General features: G+C 68.3%; 18 protein-coding genes. 13 read left to right on the top strand and 5 right to left on the bottom strand.

What is annotated here, in order from left to right; genetic code table 11:
• Position 1: 1 nt before the first annotated feature.
• From RIC54_RS03350 to RIC54_RS03365, 4 genes are all read left to right on the top strand, one after another.
• Positions 2-1,750 carry an L-aspartate oxidase gene (locus RIC54_RS03350; protein ID WP_350098546.1) on the top strand — a complete coding sequence of 583 codons (1,749 nt, stop codon included), beginning with the start codon at positions 2-4 and terminating at the stop codon, positions 1,748-1,750.
• Between the two features lie 19 nt (positions 1,751-1,769).
• Positions 1,770-3,245, top strand: a complete 1,476-nt coding sequence (locus RIC54_RS03355; protein ID WP_350150540.1) for a M81 family metallopeptidase — start codon at positions 1,770-1,772, stop codon at positions 3,243-3,245.
• Positions 3,246-3,414: 169 nt separating this feature from the next.
• Positions 3,415-4,923 carry a TRIC cation channel family protein gene (locus RIC54_RS03360; RefSeq protein WP_350098548.1) on the top strand — a complete coding sequence of 503 codons (1,509 nt, stop codon included), beginning with the start codon at positions 3,415-3,417 and terminating at the stop codon, positions 4,921-4,923.
• Positions 4,924-5,009: 86 nt separating this feature from the next.
• Positions 5,010-6,308: a DUF3422 family protein gene (locus tag RIC54_RS03365; protein WP_350098549.1), complete on the top strand. Its 1,299-nt coding sequence runs from the start codon at positions 5,010-5,012 to the stop codon at positions 6,306-6,308.
• A gap of 13 nt (positions 6,309-6,321) precedes the next feature.
• Here RIC54_RS03365 and RIC54_RS03370 read toward each other — a convergent pair whose 3' ends face one another.
• Positions 6,322-7,320 carry a Gfo/Idh/MocA family protein gene (locus tag RIC54_RS03370; RefSeq protein WP_350098550.1) on the bottom strand — a complete coding sequence of 333 codons (999 nt, stop codon included), beginning with the start codon at positions 7,318-7,320 and terminating at the stop codon, positions 6,322-6,324.
• Between the two features lie 139 nt (positions 7,321-7,459).
• Here RIC54_RS03370 and RIC54_RS03375 point away from each other — a divergent pair, with 139 nt between their 5' ends.
• Both RIC54_RS03375 and RIC54_RS03380 read left to right on the top strand, forming a co-directional pair.
• On the top strand, positions 7,460-8,440 hold the full coding sequence (locus RIC54_RS03375; RefSeq protein ID WP_350098551.1) for a fumarate hydratase: 981 nt from the start codon (positions 7,460-7,462) through the stop codon (positions 8,438-8,440).
• Positions 8,401-9,084: a fumarate hydratase C-terminal domain-containing protein gene (locus tag RIC54_RS03380; protein WP_350098552.1), complete on the top strand. Its 684-nt coding sequence runs from the start codon at positions 8,401-8,403 to the stop codon at positions 9,082-9,084. The genes RIC54_RS03375 and RIC54_RS03380 overlap by 40 nt, the downstream gene beginning before the upstream one ends.
• A 4-nt stretch (positions 9,085-9,088) precedes the next feature.
• Here RIC54_RS03380 and RIC54_RS03385 read toward each other — a convergent pair whose 3' ends face one another.
• The gene (locus RIC54_RS03385) at positions 9,089-9,640 is read right to left on the bottom strand and encodes a PAS domain-containing protein (RefSeq protein ID WP_350098656.1); all 552 of its coding nucleotides are present in this window, start codon (positions 9,638-9,640) and stop codon (positions 9,089-9,091) included.
• 192 nt (positions 9,641-9,832) lie between these two features.
• Here RIC54_RS03385 and RIC54_RS03390 point away from each other — a divergent pair, with 192 nt between their 5' ends.
• The 3 genes from RIC54_RS03390 to RIC54_RS03400 all read left to right on the top strand — a co-directional run bounded on the left by RIC54_RS03390 (position 9,833) and on the right by RIC54_RS03400 (position 12,188).
• Positions 9,833-10,672 (top strand): DMT family transporter, encoded by an 840-nt coding sequence (locus tag RIC54_RS03390; protein ID WP_350150542.1) that lies wholly within the window; start codon positions 9,833-9,835, stop codon positions 10,670-10,672.
• A 65-nt stretch (positions 10,673-10,737) separates the two neighbouring features.
• Entirely contained in the window at positions 10,738-11,511 is a 774-nt protein-coding gene (locus RIC54_RS03395; protein ID WP_350098554.1) for an SDR family NAD(P)-dependent oxidoreductase, read from the top strand.
• A 29-nt stretch (positions 11,512-11,540) separates the two neighbouring features.
• Positions 11,541-12,188, top strand: a complete 648-nt coding sequence (locus tag RIC54_RS03400; protein WP_350098555.1) for a DedA family protein — start codon at positions 11,541-11,543, stop codon at positions 12,186-12,188.
• Here the strand turns inward: RIC54_RS03400 and RIC54_RS03405 are convergent.
• Positions 12,173-12,868, bottom strand: a complete 696-nt coding sequence (locus tag RIC54_RS03405) for an arylesterase (RefSeq protein WP_350098556.1) — start codon at positions 12,866-12,868, stop codon at positions 12,173-12,175. The two genes, RIC54_RS03400 and RIC54_RS03405, sit on opposite strands and share 16 nt — an antisense overlap.
• 37 nt (positions 12,869-12,905) lie before the next feature.
• Here RIC54_RS03405 and RIC54_RS03410 point away from each other — a divergent pair, with 37 nt between their 5' ends.
• From RIC54_RS03410 to RIC54_RS03425, 4 genes are all read left to right on the top strand, one after another.
• Complete coding sequence (locus RIC54_RS03410; protein ID WP_350098557.1) at positions 12,906-13,589, top strand: ABC transporter ATP-binding protein; 684 nt, start codon at positions 12,906-12,908, stop codon at positions 13,587-13,589.
• Positions 13,590-13,594: 5 nt separating this feature from the next.
• On the top strand, positions 13,595-16,129 hold the full coding sequence (locus RIC54_RS03415) for an ABC transporter permease (protein ID WP_350098558.1): 2,535 nt from the start codon (positions 13,595-13,597) through the stop codon (positions 16,127-16,129).
• A gap of 39 nt (positions 16,130-16,168) precedes the next feature.
• Positions 16,169-16,468 carry a hypothetical protein gene (locus tag RIC54_RS03420; RefSeq protein WP_350098560.1) on the top strand — a complete coding sequence of 100 codons (300 nt, stop codon included), beginning with the start codon at positions 16,169-16,171 and terminating at the stop codon, positions 16,466-16,468.
• A gap of 85 nt (positions 16,469-16,553) precedes the next feature.
• Positions 16,554-18,548, top strand: a complete 1,995-nt coding sequence (locus tag RIC54_RS03425; RefSeq protein ID WP_350098562.1) for a sensor histidine kinase — start codon at positions 16,554-16,556, stop codon at positions 18,546-18,548.
• A gap of 7 nt (positions 18,549-18,555) precedes the next feature.
• Here the strand turns inward: RIC54_RS03425 and RIC54_RS03430 are convergent, their stop codons facing one another.
• Together RIC54_RS03430 and RIC54_RS03435 are read right to left on the bottom strand one after the other, a co-directional pair.
• Positions 18,556-19,758 (bottom strand): MFS transporter, encoded by a 1,203-nt coding sequence (locus tag RIC54_RS03430; protein WP_350098564.1) that lies wholly within the window; start codon positions 19,756-19,758, stop codon positions 18,556-18,558.
• A 42-nt stretch (positions 19,759-19,800) separates the two neighbouring features.
• On the bottom strand, positions 19,801-19,950 hold the full coding sequence (locus RIC54_RS03435) for a hypothetical protein (protein ID WP_350098566.1): 150 nt from the start codon (positions 19,948-19,950) through the stop codon (positions 19,801-19,803).
• Between the last annotated feature and the right edge of the window lie 15 nt (positions 19,951-19,965).

Here is a 19,965-nt window from a genome sequence, read left to right on the forward strand (position 1 = left end):
GATGGAACAGTTCGACACCGACATCCTGATCCTCGGCGCCGGCGGCGCCGGGCTGTTCGCCGCCCTCCACGCCCTGCAGGCCGACCCCGACCTGGACGTCACCGTCGCGGTGAAGGGCCTGCTCGGCAAGTGCGGCTGCACCCGCATGGTCCAGGGCGGATACAACGTCGCGCTCGACCCGCGCGACAGCCTCGAGCGCCACTTCATGGACACCATCGTCGGCGGCAAGTGGCTGCCACGCCAGGATCTCGCCTGGCGGCTGATCGAGGGCGCGGTCGAGCGGGTCCGCGAGCTGGAAAACGAACTCGGCTGCTTCTTCGACCGCAACCCGGACGGCTCCCTGCACCAGAAGGCATTCGCCGGCCAGTCCTTCGACCGCACGGTCCACAAGGGCGACCTGACCGGGATCGAGATCATCAACCGGCTGATGGAGCAGGTGTGGGCGCGCGGCATCCGCAAACTGGAGGAGCATCGGGCGGTCGCGCTGATCCCGGCCGCCGACGGCTCGGGCCTGGCGGGCGCGCTGCTGATCGACATGCGCACCGGCGGCTACCGGATGGTGCGCGCCAAGGCCACCCTGCTGGCGACCGGCGGCGGGCCGACCATGTACCTCTACCACACGCCGTCGGGCGACAAATCCTGTGACGGCATGGCGATGGCGATGCGTCTCGGCCTGCCGGTCCGCGACATGGAGATGGTGCAGTTCCACCCGACCGGGCTGCTGGCCGGGCTCGACACCCGGATGACCGGCACGGTCCTGGAGGAAGGGCTGCGCGGTGCCGGCGGCTATCTGCTAAATGGCGACGGCCGGCGCTTCATGGCCGACTACGACCGCGCCGGCGAGCGCGCCACCCGCGACGTGGTCAGCCGCTCGATCTACGCCGAGATGCGGGCCGGCCGCACCACCCCGATGGGCGGCGCCTGGATCGAGATGAAGCACCTCGGCCCCGAGAGCGTCGCCAAGCGCTTTCCCGGCATGGTCAAGCGCTGCGCCGACTGCGGCTTCGATCTGGCCGGAGGCCGGGTCGAGGTGGTTCCGACCGCCCACTACATGATGGGCGGGGTCGAGTTCGAGATCGACACCACCACCGCGGTCCCCGGCCTGTTCGCCGCCGGCGAGGATTGCGGGGGCGTGCACGGCGCCAACCGCCTGGGCGGCAACGGTGTCGCCAACTCCACGGTGTTCGGCGGCATCGCCGGCGACAGCATGGCGGCGTTCGTGAGGCGCAACGCACCGCTGCGCGACCCTGCCCAAGCGGCGATCGATGCCGCCGTCGCCCGGGCCGAGACGCCGTTCGCGCTGGCACGGGGCGACTTGGGCGATCTGCGCGACCGACTGTGGCACCTGATGTGGGACGATGTCGGGATCCTGCGCACCGCCGACGGCCTCAGGCGCGGCCTCGGCGGCCTCGCCGACCTCCGTGCCGAGCTGTACCGCACCGGTCTCGCCGACGGCGACCGCGCCTTCAACCTGACCTGGCACGACTGGTTGAACCTGGAGAGCCAGATCACCGTCTCCGAAGTGATCGCCACCGCCGCGCTGGCCCGCGAGGACAGCCGCGGCGCCCACTTCCGCGAGGACTTCCCGGAAACCGGCGATCTCGACACCACCGCCTTCACCCGGGTCACGCTGGACACCGACGAGCGCCCGCGGCTCAGCATGGTGCGGGTCGACTTCACCATCGTGAAACCGGGCGAGAGCCTGATCGACGACGAAGCCGGGGCGCCGCCGGCCACCGCAGCCGAGTAGGCCCACCGGAGACGCCCGCATGCCCCGCCTCGCCATCGCTCGGTTCTCGCACGAGGGCAACTCGTTCTCGCCGGTGCCGACCGGACTGCCCGAGTTCCGGCGCGAGTGGTACCGGGGCCAGGAGGCCGAGGCGGTGTACCGCGGCACCACCACCGAGGGCGGCGGCGCGGTTGCCTTCCTCGACGCCAATCCCGACTGGCGCGGCACCTTCCTGCGCATGGCCGGCGCCACTCCCGCCGGCCCCGTCACCCGAGATGCGTTCGAGGCGATCGTCGGCGAGATTGTCGACGATCTGCGCGACGGCGGGTGGGACGCCGTGTTTCTGTCCCTGCACGGCGCGATGCTGGTGGACGGCATGGACGTCGCCGATACCGAGATCGTCCGCCGGGTGCGTGAAGCCATCGGCCCCGACCTGCCGTTCGGCGTCAGCCTCGACCTGCACGCCAACCTCGATCCGTGCATCGCCGATCTCGTCACCTTCGCCGCGGGGTTCAAGGAACATCCGCACACCGATATGAAGGAGACCGCCGAGCGGGTGCTCCACGTGCTCGATCGCGCGGTGAAAGGCGAGATCCGGCCGGTCGGCCACATCGCCAAGCTGGACGCGATCCTGCCCAGCATCAACATGCGGACCGCCGAGGGGCCGATGGCCGAACTGGAGGCGTTCGCCCGCGGGCTGGAATTCGACCCGCGCATTCTCGACGCCTCGCCGTTCGGCGGCTTCTCCTACGGCGACACCGTGGTGGCCGGAGCCGGCGCCCTGGTGTTCGTCGACGGCGACCGGGATCTGGCGCGCAGTGCCGCCGAGCGAGTGGTCGAGGAGTTCCGCAGGCGCCTCGACCGGTTCTACATCACCCTGCCGAGCGCGGAGGAAGGCATTGCCCGGGCGCTGCGCAGCGAACAGCGCCCGGTCGCGGTGATCGACTCCGGCGACAACCCGCTGTCCGGCGGGATCGCGGACACCCCGGAAATGCTGCGCGCGCTGCTCGCCGCCGAGCCGGAGGTGCCGGTCGTCGTTGCGTTCTTCGCCGATCCCGGAATGGTCGAACGCTGCCACGCCTCCGGCGTGGGCGGAGCGATCGACGGTTGTCTCGGCGGACGGATCTGCCGCGACTTCGGCGCGCCCGTCCCGTTCGCCGGCACGGTGCTGCGGCTGACCGACGGAGACTACGTCAACGCCGGGCCGATGATGCACGGCCTGCCGATGTCGCTGGGCCGCACGGCGGTCATCGGCGTCGGCCAGGTCAGCATTATCGTGACGACGGCGTGTGGCTCGGCCCACGATCCGGCCTTCCTGGCGCTGCACGGCATCGACACCGCCGACGTCGCGGTGCTGTGCGTCAAGGCCAAGAACCACTTCCGCGCAGCCTTCACGGCACTCTGCCCGGTGATGATTGACATCGACGCACCGGGGCCCGCCGCCCTGGAAATCAGCCGGTTCCCGTTCCGCCTGGCGCCGCCGACGCTGTACCCGCTGCGCAACAAGATGGACTGATCGCCCAGGGCTCGATCAGGCCGGCGGCGTCCGTGTGGCGACGGTGGCATCGGCGGCTATACTGCTCCTACGGACAACCCACGGACGGAAGACGATGCCGCCGGACCTCTGCACTCTCGCCCACCGCAGGGGAACGCGGACTCTTGAGTGGGGCCTCGGCCGGTGCCTCATGCTGTGGCTCGTCGGTGTCGGCTGCCTGCTGCAGGCGAGCGGTCTGGTCTGGGCCGGTGAAAACACGCGCCACACCGTCCTGCACGGCGCCTGGCTGGCCGACGACCACGAGATGGTCGGCCGTGTCGATTCGGCAGGCCCCGTCGGCGGGACCTTCGAACTGCACCTGCTGGAGGCGATCGGCCGGCGGGCTCAGCTGGACTTCTCGCTGCAGCGCATGGACCCGGGCGATGTCGCGGCGGCCTTCGCGTCGGGCAGGCTCGACTTCGCGCTGCCCGCGCAGCGGAACCAACCCCCTGCAGAAGGCGCCCGGTTTTCCCGCCCGTACGGCGTGCGCAACGACGTTCTGATGTGCAATCCGCACCTGAGACCGCTCCCCACCGAGGGAATGGCGGCCCTGAAGGAAGCCGTGGCCCGCGACTGGCGCATTGCGGTGCGCGCCGGCGAGAGCTACGGCGCCGAACCCGACGTCATCCTGGCGGGGGCCCATGAACGGGGCTTCGTTCGTTGGGTCAACAGCGACCTCGACTTGGTGGAGGTGCTGCTGGCGGGCGAAACGACATGCGTTCTCGCCCCACGCCTCGAACTGATGGTCGCCCTGACGCATCGGCGCCCCAGCGAGACTTTCATCGAACACCAGCGCATCTTCCTGAGCGAAGCGCGGCTGCGGATCCTGTTCAACACGGCCACCGTCGACGCGGCGACGATCGGCGCGGTCGATCGGGCCGTGAAGGAGCTGCAGGAGGACGGCACGGTGGACGAACTGCGGCAAAGCGCCGTGCGGCCGACGCTGCTGGCCTTCGCGGTCGCGACGCCCTGGTTCTCCTGGTTCGACATCATCGGCACGATCGCCTTCGCGCTGTCCGGCGTGCTGATCGCCCGAGCCGAGGGCTTCTCCCTGCTGGGCGCCTTCGTCCTCTCGGCGCTGCCGGCGGTCGGCGGCGGCGCGCTCCGCGACCTGCTGGTCGGGCGGGAGCCGATCGGCATCGTCGCCAGCCCGCTCCCGCTGACGCTGGTCGCCGCCACCGTGACCACGGCCTATGTTCTCTATGCCCTGCGCGACCGGCTGGAAGCGCCCTCGCGCACGTTCGTCGCCCGCCTCTCCGGCACCGGCCGCTGGCCGCGCGCCCTGAGCTTCCGCAATCTGCTGGAACTGACCGACGCGATCGGCCTTGCCGCCTTTACGGTGATCGGAGTCGTCGTCGCCGTACGCGTCGGCGCCGAGCCACTGTGGTTGTGGGGCCCGCTGTGCGCGGCGATGAGCGGCGCCGGCGGCGGCATCCTCCGCGACATCCTGCGGGTCGGCTACAACAACCCGGCGCTGCGCACGTCGTTCTACGCCGAGGTCTGCGTCGTGTGGGGTTTTCTGCTGTCGCTGGCCGTCCTCTACCTCCTGACCGAAGAAGATGCGGTGCTGCTGCGCATCAGCATCTTCGTCACCGTGCTGGGCGCGCTCGCAACCCGCCTTCTGGTCGTCGCCTTCAAGGTGCGCAGTCCACGCTTCTAGAGCGTCTTGGCGCCGACCGGGGCGTGCGGGATTTGCAAGCGGGTTTCGGAGCGTCACACTGCTGTGGGTTGATGGGCGGGGAAGGCATGAAATTTCATTCCGAGCGCGAGGCGCTGACCCTGGAACTGCACGACCGGCCGTTCCGGCCGATGGCGGCGCCGCTGCGGATCTCGCATCTGGCGATCGCCACCGGCGAACGCGGCGGCGAGCGGGATCAGGCCCAGTTCGCAGCCCTGTGCCGGCGCTTCGGCAAGGCCGAGCCGGCGGCCAGCGCCAAGCATTTCACCGTGGACCTCGGCCCGTTCACGGTGAAATGGGAGCGGCACACCGAGTTCTCGAGCTACACCCTGCTGCGAGAGGAGCCGGTCGAGCATCCGTTTGCCGAAACGGTGTTCGGCCTGGCGCCCAAGGAATGGGTGGACGGGCTGTTCGGCGAGGTGATGGTCGCCGTCCACCTGACCGTGACCGACGACGGCGAGGCGGTTGACGCCAACCGGCTGTCACGCTGGTTCGACGGCAACCCGGTGTTCGGCAGCGCCCTCGCCGACAGCCGGGCCACCCTGTACGGCGACCTGCGCACCCACGACGACGGGTTCGAGCGGCTGATCCTGCGCGCCGGCGCGTTCGAACCGATGCTGCTGGGCCAGTTGGTGCAGCGGGTGCTGGAACTGGTCACCTACGCCCGCTTCGCCATGCTGTCGCTGCCGATCGCCCGGTCGGCCAGCCCGCGGCTGGAGGAGATCGAGCGCGGTCTCGCCGAGGTAGCCGGAACCCTGGCCGACGGCAATCGGCAGGCCAGCGACGAGACGCTGCTGGAACGGCTGTCCGGGCTGTCCGCCGAGTTGGAGGACGTGGTCGCCGCCTCCAACTACCGCTACGGCGCCAGCACCGCCTACGCGGAGATCGTCGAGAATCGGCTGCGCGACCTGCAGCCGGCCGCCGTCGACGGCTACATCAATTTGTTCGGCTACCTGATGCGGCGGCTGTCACCGGCGATGCGGACCTGCTTCTCCGTGGCCACCCGCCAGGAAGCGCTGTCGCGGCGTGCCAACCGGCTGTCCAGTCTGCTGCGCACTGGAATCGAGGTGCGGCTGGAAGCCCAGAACCGTGATCTGCTGGAATCGATGAACCGCCGCTCGGCCCAGGCGCTGGCCCTGCAGCGCACGGTCGAGGGCCTGTCGGTCGTCGCCGTCAGCTACTACGCCCTCAGCTTGGTGAAGGTCGCGCTCGACGGGCTGGCCAAGGCCGGCCACCTCGGCGGGATCGACCCAAGCGTCGCCACCGCGCTGTCCCTGCCGCTGGTGGTGGCAGCCATCTGGTTCGCGCTGCGCCGACTGACCCACCGGGTTCTGGCCCGATCCAAGCCGGGCGGCGCCGGCGACTGAGGCCGCGACCGGGTTACGGCGTCTCCCATTTCCCGCTGGTCTCGGAGCGGAACAGCGCGTCGAGGATCCGCATGTTCAGGATCGAATCCTCGACGCCCCAGGCCAGGGTCTCCTCGCCCAGCACTGCGCGGCTGAACGCCTCGGCCTGCAGGGTATACTGGTCGGACACCGCAATGGTCTCGACCACCGCGCTGGAACCGTCCGGCGCGCTGCCGTCGTCGATCAGGATCTTGGTTTCCTCGCCCTGCGGCGCGTTCACCGGAACGACGATCTCCAGCCGCGCGTCGGTGCCGAGGACCTGCAGGCGCTGGTACGGGTTCGCCTGGGTCGACACCGCGAAGGTCATGTGCCGGCCCTGGCCGAAATCGAGGATGGCGCTGCTGAGCCGATCGGTCCCGAAGGTCGGATCGCGGTCAATCAGAGCGATCACGCGCTGCGGATCGGCGTCCAGCAGGAAGCGGCCTCCGACCATCGGGTAGCATCCGATGTCCATCAGCGCGCCACCGCCGGTTTCCAGCTTGTTGCGGATGTTGGCCGGATCCGGGTTGTTGTAGGCGAACAGCATCTGCAGGGTGCGGATCGTGCCGAGGCGGCCGGACCGGACAATCTCGCGCGCCCGGATCCACTGCGGGTGGAAGCGCACCATGAACGCCTCCATCACCAGCCGGTCCTTCGGACAGCCGCGCAGCGCCTCGGTGTCGGCCGCGCTCATGCCCATCGGCTTTTCCGACAGCACGTGCTTGCCGGCCCGGGTGGCACGCAAGGTCCACTCGACGTGCAGGTTGTTCGGCAGGGGGTTGTAGATCACCTGGATCTCGGGATCGGCCAGCATCTCCTCGTAGGAGCCGTAGGCCGTTGGAATGCCGAGCCGGTCGGCCGCCGCTCGCGCCTTCGCCAGATCGCGCGACGCGATCGCCGCCACCTCGACGTTGCCGGCTTTCAGCATGCCGGGGATTACCCGGTTGAGGCCGATTTTCGCGGCTCCCAGAATTCCCCACTTCACCCGCGTCATCCGGCGTTCTCCCATCCAGTCATCATATGACCCTATCACACACGGCTCTGCGTCAATCAACCGACCGACCGCACCTTTCACCCATTGTCCGGACCCGCTAGGCTGCCGCTTGAGGAAACGCACCAGAGGGCGACAGCCAATGCCCCACGCAGCGATGATCGCGGCCGAGCGGATCGAGGAAGCCGCCCACACCGTGATGAGCAAGGCCGGGATCGAGATCCCGGACGACTACCTGCACGGCATCCAGGCGATGGCCAACACCGAGTCCGGCGACCTGTCGGCCTTCGTGCTGCGCGCCATGCTGGAGAACTGGGAGGCCGCCAAGGCCGACAAGCGACCGATGTGCGCCGACACCGGGGTACCGCGCTACTACGTCAAGATCGGCAACGACGCCCGCATCGACGGCGGGCCGGTCGAGCTGGAGCGTCGCATTCGCCGGGCGACCGCGCGCGCCACCCACGACGTGCCGTTGCGCCCGAACCGGGTGCACCCGCTGTCGCGCCGGGACAACGACAACAACGTCGGCATCAACGCCCCGGAGATCGAGTACAGCTTCGAGCCGGACGCCGACTGGATCGACGTCACCACCGTGCACAAGGGCGGGCTGTTCGGCACCGACTACCGCATGCTGTTCCCGGCCGACGGCGTCGACGGCATCAAGCGGTTCTTTCTCGACACCCTGGTGGCGTTCGGCAAGCGCGGGTTGGCCTGCCAGCCGGCGATCGTCGGCATCGGGCTCGGCGGCTCCAAGGACACCTGCATGGTGCTCGGCAAGCAGGCCGCCTGCCTTCGGGTGGTGGGCGACCGCAACCCGGATCCGGAGATCGCGGCGCTGGAGGAGGAACTGAAGGTCCTCGGCAACTCGATCGGCATGGGGGCGATGGGCTTCGTCGGCTCGTCCATGGTGGTCGATTGCCACATCGAGGTCGGCTACACCCACACCGGCGGCATGCCGATGAGCGTGCACTGCTTCTGCCTGTCGTCGCGGCGGGCGACGGCGCGGCTGCACCCGGACGGGCGGATCGAGTACCGCACCGATCCGGACTGGTTCACCCCCTATTTGCGACGGGACACGGTCGAATGGCAGACCCCAGCGGCACCCTTAAAGAAGTCCGGCTGAGCACCCCGGTCCGGGACGAGGACCTGCGCAAGCTCGAACTCGGCGACGTGGTCTATCTGGACGGACTGATCTACACCGGCCGCGAGAGCGTCTACAAACGCGTGCTGCAGGACGGGATGGCCCCGCCGGTCGACCTCAAGACCCTGACCAACGTGAACTTCCACTGTTCGCCTGCCGCCTCGCGCAATCCCGACGGCAGCTTCAACGTCGGCGCCGTGACGGCCACCGCCAGCTTCCGGTTCTCCAAGTGGCTGCCGAAATGGTTCGAGGTGTCGGGCGCCAAGGTGATCGTCGGCAAGGGCGGGATGAGCGAGCAGGACTACCGCGAGGTGTTCGTGCCGGCCGGCGCGGTCTACCTGACCACCGTCGGCTACGGCACCGGCGCCCTGCTGGGACGCGGCATCAAGAAGGTGCGCGACGCCCACTGGATCGACGACCTCGGCATCGCCCAGGCCATGTGGGTGTTCGAGGTCGAGAAATTCGGCCCGCTGCTAGTCGAGAGCGACCTTGACGGCAACTCGCTGTTCGAGCGCAACAACAAGGTGATCAACCAGGGCCTGGCCCGGGTCTATGAGGGCCTGAAGGCGCCGAGCCTGGCCCGCTTCGGCGAGACCGACGACCGGCGGGACGAGTTGATCGGATAGCGTCTCAGTCCCGGAAGTCCGGCAGTCCGGCGCCGATGTCGATGTAGGTCCGGTTCAGGACGTTCATGACCTGAAGCTGGTCGGACTCCGGTGCGACATGCGCCCGCTCGCGGGCCGGGCTGGAGCAGAAATAGACATAGCTGGCGACGCCGTTGTCGCCGCGCATCGGAAAAGCGATCGACTCCCGCGTCATGACCCGGCCCGAACGGGTTACCGACTTCAGCTGAACCAGCATCCCGGCCGGCTGTTCGCAGATCACGTGGATGGCGCGCGACGCCTTGGGCTGACGGGGCGGTTCGACGAAATCCAGATAGTTGCGACCGGCGATCTCCTGGCCATAGTCATCAACGACCGCCGAGCCGGCGAGCCGGATGCGAATCATCTCCGGAGAGAGCAGTTCGTGGATGACCACGTTCGGCAGGATGCGCGGAACATCCTCCGGCATGAACGACGTCCGCATGGGAACCAGGCCGGTCTTGGGCAACGACAGCCAGTATTCCGCAAACTGCCGCGAGCGCTCCTCCGTCATGTCCAGCGTCCGCAACGCTTCGCCCACCTCACCCAAGGTCACCTCCGATCCAGCCGGGACACCGACGACAAGCCTAACACACCCATTCCGATTGGAGCGGGTCGATCGTGTCGACGTCCGCCAGCCGCTGGTTTAAGACTGCCTCACATCTCGCCGCGGGAGGCGGCCCTGTCCGATACCGGCTATCTCGACGACACCCGGCGCACGCGCGGCATCCTGTTGATGTGCGTGGCGTTCCTGCTGTTCACCTTCCTCGACACCTCCGCCAAGCTGCTGGCCCAGGAAATGGGCAGCCTGCAGATCGTATGGGCGCGGTTCGTCGGGCACGCCGTCCTGGTTGCCGCAATCCTGTTGCCGCGCAAGGGCACCCGGGTGCTGGCATCCTCCAACTTGAAGCTGCAGATCCTCCGGTCGGTCTTCCTGTTCCTGTCCACGGTCTTCAACTTCTTCGCGCTGCGCTACCTGCACCTCGCGACCACCGCCTCGATCATGTTCACGGTGCCGTTGCTGGTCGCCGCCCTGTCGGTTCCGCTGCTCAGTGAGCAGGTTGGCTGGCGGCGCTGGACGGCCATCGCGGTCGGTTTCATCGGCGTGCTGATCATCGTGCGACCGACTGGCGCCACCCTGCACTGGGCGATCGGACTGTCGCTGTTCAACGCGGTGTCGGTGGCGCTCTACCAGATCACCACCCGCAAGCTGGCGGCCCGCGACCATTCCGACACCACCTCGCTGTATTCCCCTCTGTTCGGTGCACTCATCCTGCTGCCGCTGCTGCCATTCATCTGGGAAACCCCGTCCGGGCCGCTGGCCTGGGCGCTGCTATGCGCGATGGGACTGTTCGGCGGGATCGGCCACTGGCTGCTGATCATCGCGCACCGCTACGCGCCGGCGTCGCTGCTGGCCCCGTTCAGCTATACCGGCATCCTGTGGATGACGACGTCCGGATTCCTGGTGTTCGGCCATCTGCCGGACGAGTGGACCGTCGTCGGCGCCGCCGTGGTGATCGCCAGTGGCCTGTACGTCTTCCATCGCGAGCGGATCCGCAAGACCGGCGCTTGAGCGGCGGGACCGCGCCTCCTACCCTGACCCGCGTACCGTCCCCGCCCCTGCTCCCCGGAGGCTCCATGCCGATCACCACCGCGCTGTTCGATCTCACCGGCCGCACCATTCTGATCACTGGCGCCTCGCGCGGCATCGGGTTCGCCATGGCCAAGGCCTGCGCCGAGCACGGTGCAAAGGTCGTGCTGAACGGCCGCAATCCCGCAACCTTGGCCGAGAAGGTCAAGGAACTGACCGCCGCCGGGCACGATGCCGAAGGCGAAGCGTTCGACGTTACCGACGAGGCGGCGGCCGTCGCTGCCCTCGACCGGATCGTCGGCCGCCACGATGCTCTCTACGGTCTGATCGCCAACGCCGGCGTGCAGCACCGGGTACCGGTCCTCGAGTTTCCGACCGACGACTTCCGAAGGGTGGTCGAGACCAACCTGACATCCTGCTTCATGCTCGGCCGGGAAGCGGCGAAGCGCATGGTGCCGAATGGTGGCGGTTCGATCATCAACACCGTCTCAATGCTCGGCCCGATCGCCCGTCCGACCGTGCCCGCGTATATTGCCGCCAAGGAAGGATTGCGCGCCCTGACCCGCGCGATGGCCGTCGAACTCGGCGGCAGGTCGGTCCGGGTGAACGCCATCGCGCCCGGCTACGTGGCAACCGAGATGAACACCGCCCTGATCGAGAACAAGGAGTTCAACTCCTGGGTCGAAGGCCGCACCCCGCTCGGCCGTTGGGCACAGCCTGACGAGCTTGGCGGCGCCGCGGTGTTCCTGATGAGCCCGGCAGCCAACTTCGTCAGCGGTCACATCCTGTCGGTCGACGGCGCGATGAGCGTCGCGGTCTGAGTTGCGGGAGCGGTCGGCGCCCTCGCGCGTTGCCCGCAGATGAACCGCAGATCGGCATCCCAGTGCTGGACGCACTGACCAACTGGGCCGCGCAAGGTGGCTACCCGGCCGTCGCGGCCCTGATGTTCCTGGAAAACGTGTTCCCGCCGATCCCGTCGGAGGTGGTGATGCCGCTCGCCGGGTTCGCGGCCAGCCGCGGCGAGATGAGCCTGCCGCTGGCCATCCTGTCGGGTTCGGCCGGGTCCCTGGCCGGTGCCTGGCTCTGGTACGGCATCGGGCGGACGATCGGGGTGGAACGGCTGGCCGGATGGGCCGGCCGCCATGGCCGCTGGCTGACCGTATCGTCCGGCGACGTGAAGCGGTCTGCCGGATGGTTCCATAGGCACGGCGGCAAGGTCGTTCTGGTCGGCAGGCTGGTTCCGGCCCTGCGCACGCTGATATCCGTGCCGGCCGGGGTCGCCCGGATGCCGACCGGTCGGTTCCTGCTGTACTCGGGAATCGGCACCGTCATATGGACGGGATTTCTGGCCGGCGTCGGGTTCACGCTGGGGAGTCAGCACGCGGTGGTCGCGGCATGGGCCGACCCGATAGCAAAGCTGATCGTCGGGGCGTTGTTTCTCGCCTACCTATGGCGGGTCATCACCTTCAAGCCCGATCCCGATCAGCCGGCGCGCTGAGCCTTCACCCGACCGATCAGTTCCTCGACCTTCGGCAGGATGCGTTCGACAACCACCGCCACTCCTTCCGCGCTCGGGTGCATGCCGTCATCCTGGTTCAGGGACCGGTCCGCCGCCACGCCGTCGAGGAAGAACGGGTAGAAGATCACGCCATGCGCGGCGGCAAGGTCGGCATAGACCCGGCGGAAGGCATCGGCATACTCCCGCCCCAGGTTCGGCGGGGCTCGCATCCCAGCCAGGAGGGCCGGAACACGATGGGACCGGAGTTCCGACAAAATCGCATCCAGATTGTCGCGCATGGCTTCAGGCGACAGGCCGCGCAGGCCATCGTTGGCACCAAGTTCGACGATCGCCGCGTCGGGCTTCTCGGCCAGCGACCACCCCAGCCGGGCCTTGCCGCCGGCGCTGGTATCCCCGGACACCCCGGCGTTGATCACGCGAACGTCGTGGCCGCGTTGCCGCAACGCCGCCTCCAGCTGCGCCGGAAAGCTCGACCCGCGCGACAGGCCATAACCAGCCATCAGCGAGTCGCCCAGGCCGAGAATGGTGATGGGCTCCGCCCGCGCCGGCGGAATCGCAAACGTCAGGAAGATCAATGCCAGGGCTATCCAGGCGTTGATCGAGCGCAACCAAGGACCATATGCGCCTGATGCCCGGCCAGCGGCGAAGGAACGCGACACGATGAATTCTCCCGACCGATCCAATTCCGCAGCGCCGATGATCCAGCTCGCGGACGTCACACTGAACCTGAGGAGTGCGGCGGGCGAGGTCAACGTTCTACGCGGGATTGATTTGTCGGTGGCCGCCGGCGAGGCCGTCGGGCTGGTCGGTCCCTCGGGAGCGGGCAAGTCCACCCTGATGATGATTGCCGCCGGCCTGGAAACCCCTACGACCGGCCGTGTCCGGGTTGCCGGCTGCGACCTCGTCGGTCTCAGCGAGGATGCCCTGGCCCGGTTCCGGCGCGACCATGTGGGCATCGTGTTCCAGGCGTTCCGGCTGGTGCCGACCATGACCGCGCTGGAAAACGTGGCGATCCCGTTGGAGCTGGCCGGCCGCAACGACGCGTTCGAGGCGGCCGAAGCGGCGCTGGCAGCCGTTGGGCTGGACGCACGGACCGGCCACTACCCCGACCAGTTGTCCGGCGGCGAGCAACAGCGCGTCGCCATTGCCCGCGCGTTCGTGTCGGCTCCACGCCTGCTGCTCGCCGATGAACCCACCGGCAACCTCGACGGCAAGACCGGCGACGCCATCATCGAACTGCTCTTCGGCCTGGCCCGCGACCACTGCACCACCCTGCTGCTGATCACCCACGACCCGGTTCTTGCCGGCCGCTGCGACCGTGTGCTGCACATCGCCGACGGCCGCATCGTCGAACAGGACGCCCGCCAGGCGGCGGAGTAACCGCCATGGTATTGCCGCGGTCGATCACGCTTCCTCTGCGCTTTGCCCGGCGCGAACTGCGCACCGGCATCAAGGGCTTCCGGATCTTCCTAGCCTGCCTGGCCCTCGGTGTGGCCGCCATCGCCGCGGTCGGATCGGTATCGTCGGCGATGATGGCCGGCCTGGAAGGCGACGCCCGGCGACTGCTTGGCGGCGACGTCGACCTTCGCCTGGTGCACCGCGCGGCCGACGACGCGCAACGCGACTTCCTGGCGCAATCCGGCCAGCTGTCCGAAATCGTATCGATGCGGGCCATGGCGCGCCGGTCCGATGGCGAGGCGCGCTCGCTGATCGAGCTGAAGGCCGTCGACAACACCTATCCGCTGATCGGTTCGATCGAGCTGGCGCCCGCTATCGAACTGGATGCAGCCCTGGCCGAACGCGACGGCGTGTTCGGCGCAGTCGTGGAAGAGTCGCTAGCCACCCGGCTCGACCTGGAAGTCGGAGATCATCTGAAGGTCGGGGACGCCACCCTGGAGCTGCGGGCGATCCTGATGCGCGAGCCCGACCGAATCGTCAACTTCGCCAGCTTCGGTCCGCGCCTGATGCTCTCCGAAGCCGCTCTGCCGGCGACTGGGCTGGTGCAGGTCGGATCGTTGATCCGCTACCACTACCGGGTGGTACTCCACCCTGGGACCAACCGGGAAGCCTGGCTGCAGGAACTCGACACCCGGTTCCCCGACGCCGGCTGGCGCACCCGGTCGCTGGAGAACGCGGCCCCCGGGTTCGACACCTTCGTCGACCGGACCACCCTGTTCCTCAGCCTCGTCGGGTTGACAGCACTGCTGGTTGGCGGCGTCGGCGTAGCGATGGCGGTCAAGACCTACCTGGACGGCAAGACCGAAACCATCGCGACGCTGAAATGCCTCGGCGCGCCGAGTGCGCTGGTATTCCGCGTCTATCTGCTGGTGGTCCTTATCCTGGCCGGTGCCGGGACCATGGCCGGCTTGATCGTCGGTGCAACCGCACCGTTGGCGGCGTCCGCCCTGGCCGGATCGATGCTGCCATTCCAACTGCCGGTCCGGATCTATCCTGCGCCTTTGCTGGTTGCAGCGCTTTACGGGCTTCTGACGGCGCTGGCCTTTTCACTGTGGCCACTGGGCCGGGCCGGGCAGGTCAAGGCTGCCGCGCTGTTCCGCGCGGTGGTCGCACCGCTGGCCGGCCGGCCGCGCGCCGCGTTCATGCTGGCAACCGCCGCCGCCGTCGCGCTGCTGGCGGCATTGGCCATCGCCACCACGCCGGACCGGGTGTTCGCCGCGTGGTTCATCGCCGGATCGATCGGCGCGTTCGGGCTGTTCCTGGGCGCGGCGTCTCTGGTGATGGCCGCGGCGCGCCGGGCCGGACGACCGCGTGACCCGGAGCTGAGGATCGCTCTCGCCAACCTGCACCGGCCGGGCGCCCCCACGCCCGGCGTGGTGCTGGCGCTGGGCCTGGGCCTGACCGTCCTGATCGCCGTGGCACTGATCCAGGCCAACCTGGTGCGGCAGGTCACCGAACGCATTCCGGACCAGGCACCGGCATTCTTCTTCATCGACATCCAGCCCGACCAGGTCGACCGGTTCAATGAAATCGTCCGCGCGATCCCGGGCGTGTCCGAAGTAAGAACCACGCCGATGGTACGTGGGCGGATCGCCGAGGTGAACGGCGTGGACGCCGAAGCGTTGACCGTCGACCCGGACTCGGCGTGGGCGCTGCGCGGCGATCGTGGCCTGACCTACTCCGCGACCCCGCCCGACGGGTCCGAGGTTGTCGCCGGCGAGTGGTGGGCGCCGGACTACGCCGGACCGCCGCTGATCTCCTTCGATGCCCGGATCGCCGGAGACCTCGGAGTCGGAATCGGCGACACTGTCACGCTGAACGTGCTCGGCCGGCCGATCACCGCCACCATCGCAAACCTGCGCCGGATCGACTGGTCGTCCATGTCGATGAACTTCATCTTCGTGTTCGCGCCCGGAACCCTGGAGGCGGCTCCGCACTCGGTTATCGCCACCGTGCGGGTCGACGACCCCGGGACCGAGACCACGGTGCAGCGCCGAGTGACTGACGCCCTGCCGAACGTGACGGCGATCCGGGTGAAGGACGCCATCGAGGCCGCCGACCGCATCCTGCGCGCGGTATCGACGGCGGTCCGCGCCACCGCTGCCGTCACCCTGCTGGCCGGCACGCTGGTCCTGGCCGGAGCGATCGCCGCCGGCCACGCCGGGCGGGTGCGCGACGCGGTCATCCTGAAGGTCCTGGGCGCCACTCGGGTGCGGATCCTGAAGGCCTATGCACTGGAGTACGGCATACTGGGCTTGGTCACCGCCGCAATCGCAGCCGTGGTCGGTTCGGTCGCGGCCTTCGTCGTCGTCACCCGGGTTATGCGGGCCGACTTCGTTCTGGCGCCGGAGGTGGTCGCCATCGTCGCGGCGATCGCGACCGCGATCACCCTCGTGTTCGGCTTTGCCGGTACCTGGCAGGCCCTGGGCCAGAAGCCGGCACCGCTGTTGCGCAACGAGTAAGGCCATGATGACGCCGTATTCCTGGCGGATCGTCTGACGATGAGCCGTCTCACCGCTTCCGTCGCTGCGATCATGCTGATCTGTACACCCGCAGCCGTTGCGCTCGCGCAGAGTGACGGCCAGAAAGCGCCCAGCCCGACCGAACGCCTGCAGGAGGGCGCGGCGGCAATCGTCGATGGCCTGCGCATGTTGATGGACCAGCTCCAGAGCTATCAGCCCCCGGAGGTCCTGCCGAACGGCGACATCATCATCCGGCGGCAACCGCCAGTCCAAGGCGACACCACGCCCCCGAAGCCGGAGCAGTCCGAGCCGGATACTCCCAAGCCACTGACGCTTTGAAGGCTCCCGGCCGCTTCCGCCTCTTTACGGGCCGTTAACCCCGGCGTGTCAATGTGGTCCCACTATGGGATCGACCGACTCAACCATGCGCAAGCCAATCGACCTCGATCTGGCGCCGGATCCATTGGCTCCGGATCGCGAGCTGCTGCAATCGCTCCTGGACAGCGCCTTCCAGGGGTTGATGGCGCTGCGTCCGGTAATGGGCGATCAGGGGCAAACGGTCGATCTGGTCTGGACGGTGGTCAACGCGGGTGCCGAGCAATTGCTGGGCAAGCCGTCAGAAGCCTTGATCGGCACGTCGTTCCTGCCGACGGTAGCCGCTTGGCCGATCCCAGGGGCCGCTGACCGATTGCTGCGCGTGCTGGACAGCGGCACATCGGACGCCTTCGATCTTACCCTGCGGATCGACGGACAACCGTGCGTGATGTCGATCAAGGTGGCGGCATTTGCCGGTGGGCTGGCCATCTATGCGCGGGACGTCACGGACCGGCGCGCCGACGAGATCCAGATGCGGGAGTTGGAACAACGGGCCCGTCGCGCCGAGCAGCGCCTGATTGACGCGCTGGAAGCCAGCCCCGATCCGTTCGCGGTCTTTGATTCCGGCTCCCGGCTGATCCTTTGCAACCAGACCTGGGCCCGCATGTCCGGCCTCGGCGACCCTGCCCTGCTGCCTGGTCGGCAGTTTGAAGATCTGCTTCGCCAGGTATCGCTTGGCGCCGACCCGGCCAATGTCGGGTTCGACACCATCGAGGCGTTCATCGAGTGGCGGATGGAACGCCACCGCAGCGCCGACGGCGAACCGATCCAAATCACCCAGAAGGACGGACGGGTGTTCCTGATCCGCGAACGCCGGATGGACGGCGGCGGGACAGTGAACGTCGCCACCGAGATCACCGAGTTGGAGCGCAGCCGGCGGCTGCTGCGCGACACCGTCGACGCCACCGAGCAGGCGGTCGCGCTGTTCGATTCCGAGGAGCGTCTGGTCATCTGGAACCAGTCGTTCGAGCAGTTCTCGCCAGCCGCTGCCTTCTGGGTCGGAATGACACTGGAGGAGACGGTTTTGACAGTTACCGAAACCTCCAACAGCACGCTGCTGGTTGACGGCAGGCCGATAACCGCCGCCGAGCGTGTGGCGCTTCGCCGCGGCTCGTTCAACGAACTGGAGCGGCGTTCCGCCGACGGACGGATCTTCCTGGTCCGCGAGCGGCTGACCGCGGACGGCGGCGTTGTCATGACCGCGACGGACGCCACCGACCTGAAGATCAAGGAAGAAACCCTGGAAGCGCAGGTCCAGGCACTCCATACCGCCCGGGCCGAGGCCGAGCGGCACGCCGAGCATCTGGCGCGCATGACCGACATGCTGACCCGCGAGAAGGAGCGTGCCGAGGCCGCGAGCCGGACCAAGTCGCAGTTCCTGGCAAACATGAGCCATGAGCTGCGCACGCCGCTGAACGCGGTACTCGGCTTCTCCGAGATCCTGAAGACCGAGGCGTTCGGCCCGCTCGGCGCCAAGCGCTACAAGGAATACGCCGACGACATCCACGCCAGCGGGCACCATCTGCTGAGCCTGATCAACGACATCCTCGACATGTCGAAGATCGAGGCCGGCAAGTACCGTCTGCACAAGGAGAAGGAGGCGCTGGCGTCGATCATCGGCGCGGTCGGCCGGATGATGCGCGGCCGCGCGGCCGAGGCCGACCTGGTCCTGCAGGTCGAGTTGCCCGACCCGACCCTGGTCGTGAACGTAGACGTCCGCGCGATCAAGCAGGTGCTGATCAACCTGCTGGCCAACGCCATCACCTTCACGCCGGCGGGCGGGCGGGTGCGCCTGGGCGTGCGGGTCGACGAGGACGGAGTGGCAGTTCACGTCACCGACAACGGTATCGGCATTCCAGAAGAAGAGCTGCCACGGCTGCTGCGACCGTTCGAGCAGATCGACGGCGCCGACCGGCGCGGCCGCGAAGGCACCGGCCTCGGCTTGGCGCTGTCCAACGCGCTGGTCGAACTGCACGGCGGGACGTTGACGCTTGAGAGCCAGATCGGGATCGGCACCACGGTTACGGTCCGGCTGCCGGCCTGACCCCGCCCTAGGGGCGCTGCGTGACCAGACGGCGGCGGTGACGGTGCGTCAGCAGTACCACGATGGCAGCCAGCAGGGCGAACCCCGCCAATCCCCGGAACAGCGTCGCGTAGGGCAGCACCTCCAGCAATCCCCCGGCAACCAGCGGCCCCGCGACCTTGCCGAGATTCTTCAGCGTGCCGTACACGCCCATGCCCAGGCCCAGGTGCCCCGAGTTGACCGCGTTGCCAACCATCGCGAGCGTTGAGGGGAAGATCAGTCCCTGGCCGATCCCGCTCAGCGCCGCAACCATGAACAGCTCCGAGGTGGTCGACACGGTCGGCAGCCACAGCAGTGCCAACGCTATCAGGATCATCCCGGCGGCAATGCCCGCCAGATGACCGACCCGGTCGCCGAACCAGCCACCCACCGGGCGTGAGGCAATGTGCGCCGCTTCCTGGACGGTGAAGAACACGCCGGCCGCCAGCACGCCGTATCCGGCCTCCTGGATCGCGAATAGCGGCAGGAACGCCTTCAGGCCGTAGGTGACCGAATACACCGTCATCTCCAGCGACCCGGCGAACCACATCTCGACCCGTGTCGCGGTGTGGGCGAACCCGGAGGCAAGCTGCCGCAGGATACTCGGACGGTTCGCCCGCTGCGCCTGCATCGGAGTCTCGTTGAACCGCACGAAGGCCGACGGCAGAAAGGCGAGGCAACTGAACAGGCCGATCACCGTGAACAGAGTGGCCGGATCCTCGAACGTCAGCAGCATCCATCCCGCGATGGTCGGGGCCAGCAGATAGCCGAATTCGCGCGCCAGCCCGAACCAGCCGAGCCGCGTGGCGCGCCCGGTACGCTCCATCTCCGCGACCAGGGCCAGGGTGATCGGCCCGAAGATCGCCGTCGCGCTGCCGTGGAACAGCCGAAGCGCCAGCAACTGCTCCGGCGTGTCCACCAGCTGGTAGAGGAACGGTGTGCCGGAGAACAGGATCAGCGCCGCGAAGAACCAGAGCTTGCGGCCCCACCGGTCCGACAGCGCGCCGATCAGCGGCTTGGACACCATTCCGGTCATCGTGGACACCGCCACGATCGTGCCGATCATCAGTTCGCCGGCGCCCACGGCGGCCGCGAACATCGGCAGCACCGGCGTCTTGCCCATCTGGTAGCCGGTACGCACGATCATGTCCGTGCCGAACAGACTCCAGAAGCCCTTCGGTTGCTTCAGCATGTGTGCTCGTCAATCCATGGAGCGGCCGGGATGGCGGCCCCGTCAGTCGTGGCGGCGGGCAGCCAGTTTCCGCAGCAGCGGACGGGCGGTGAACAGCAGCACGATCGCCACCAGGGCGACGATGTACATCGCCTCGGTCGAGCCGTCGCCGCCGTCGGGGGAAATGCCGAACAGCTGTTCGATGAAGTCCATGGGATCCTCCTGTGG

Origin of the sequence: Thalassobaculum sp. (assembly GCF_040219215.1) — a bacterium.
In the GTDB taxonomy this organism is placed as follows: Bacteria; Pseudomonadota; Alphaproteobacteria; order Thalassobaculales; family Thalassobaculaceae; genus Thalassobaculum_A.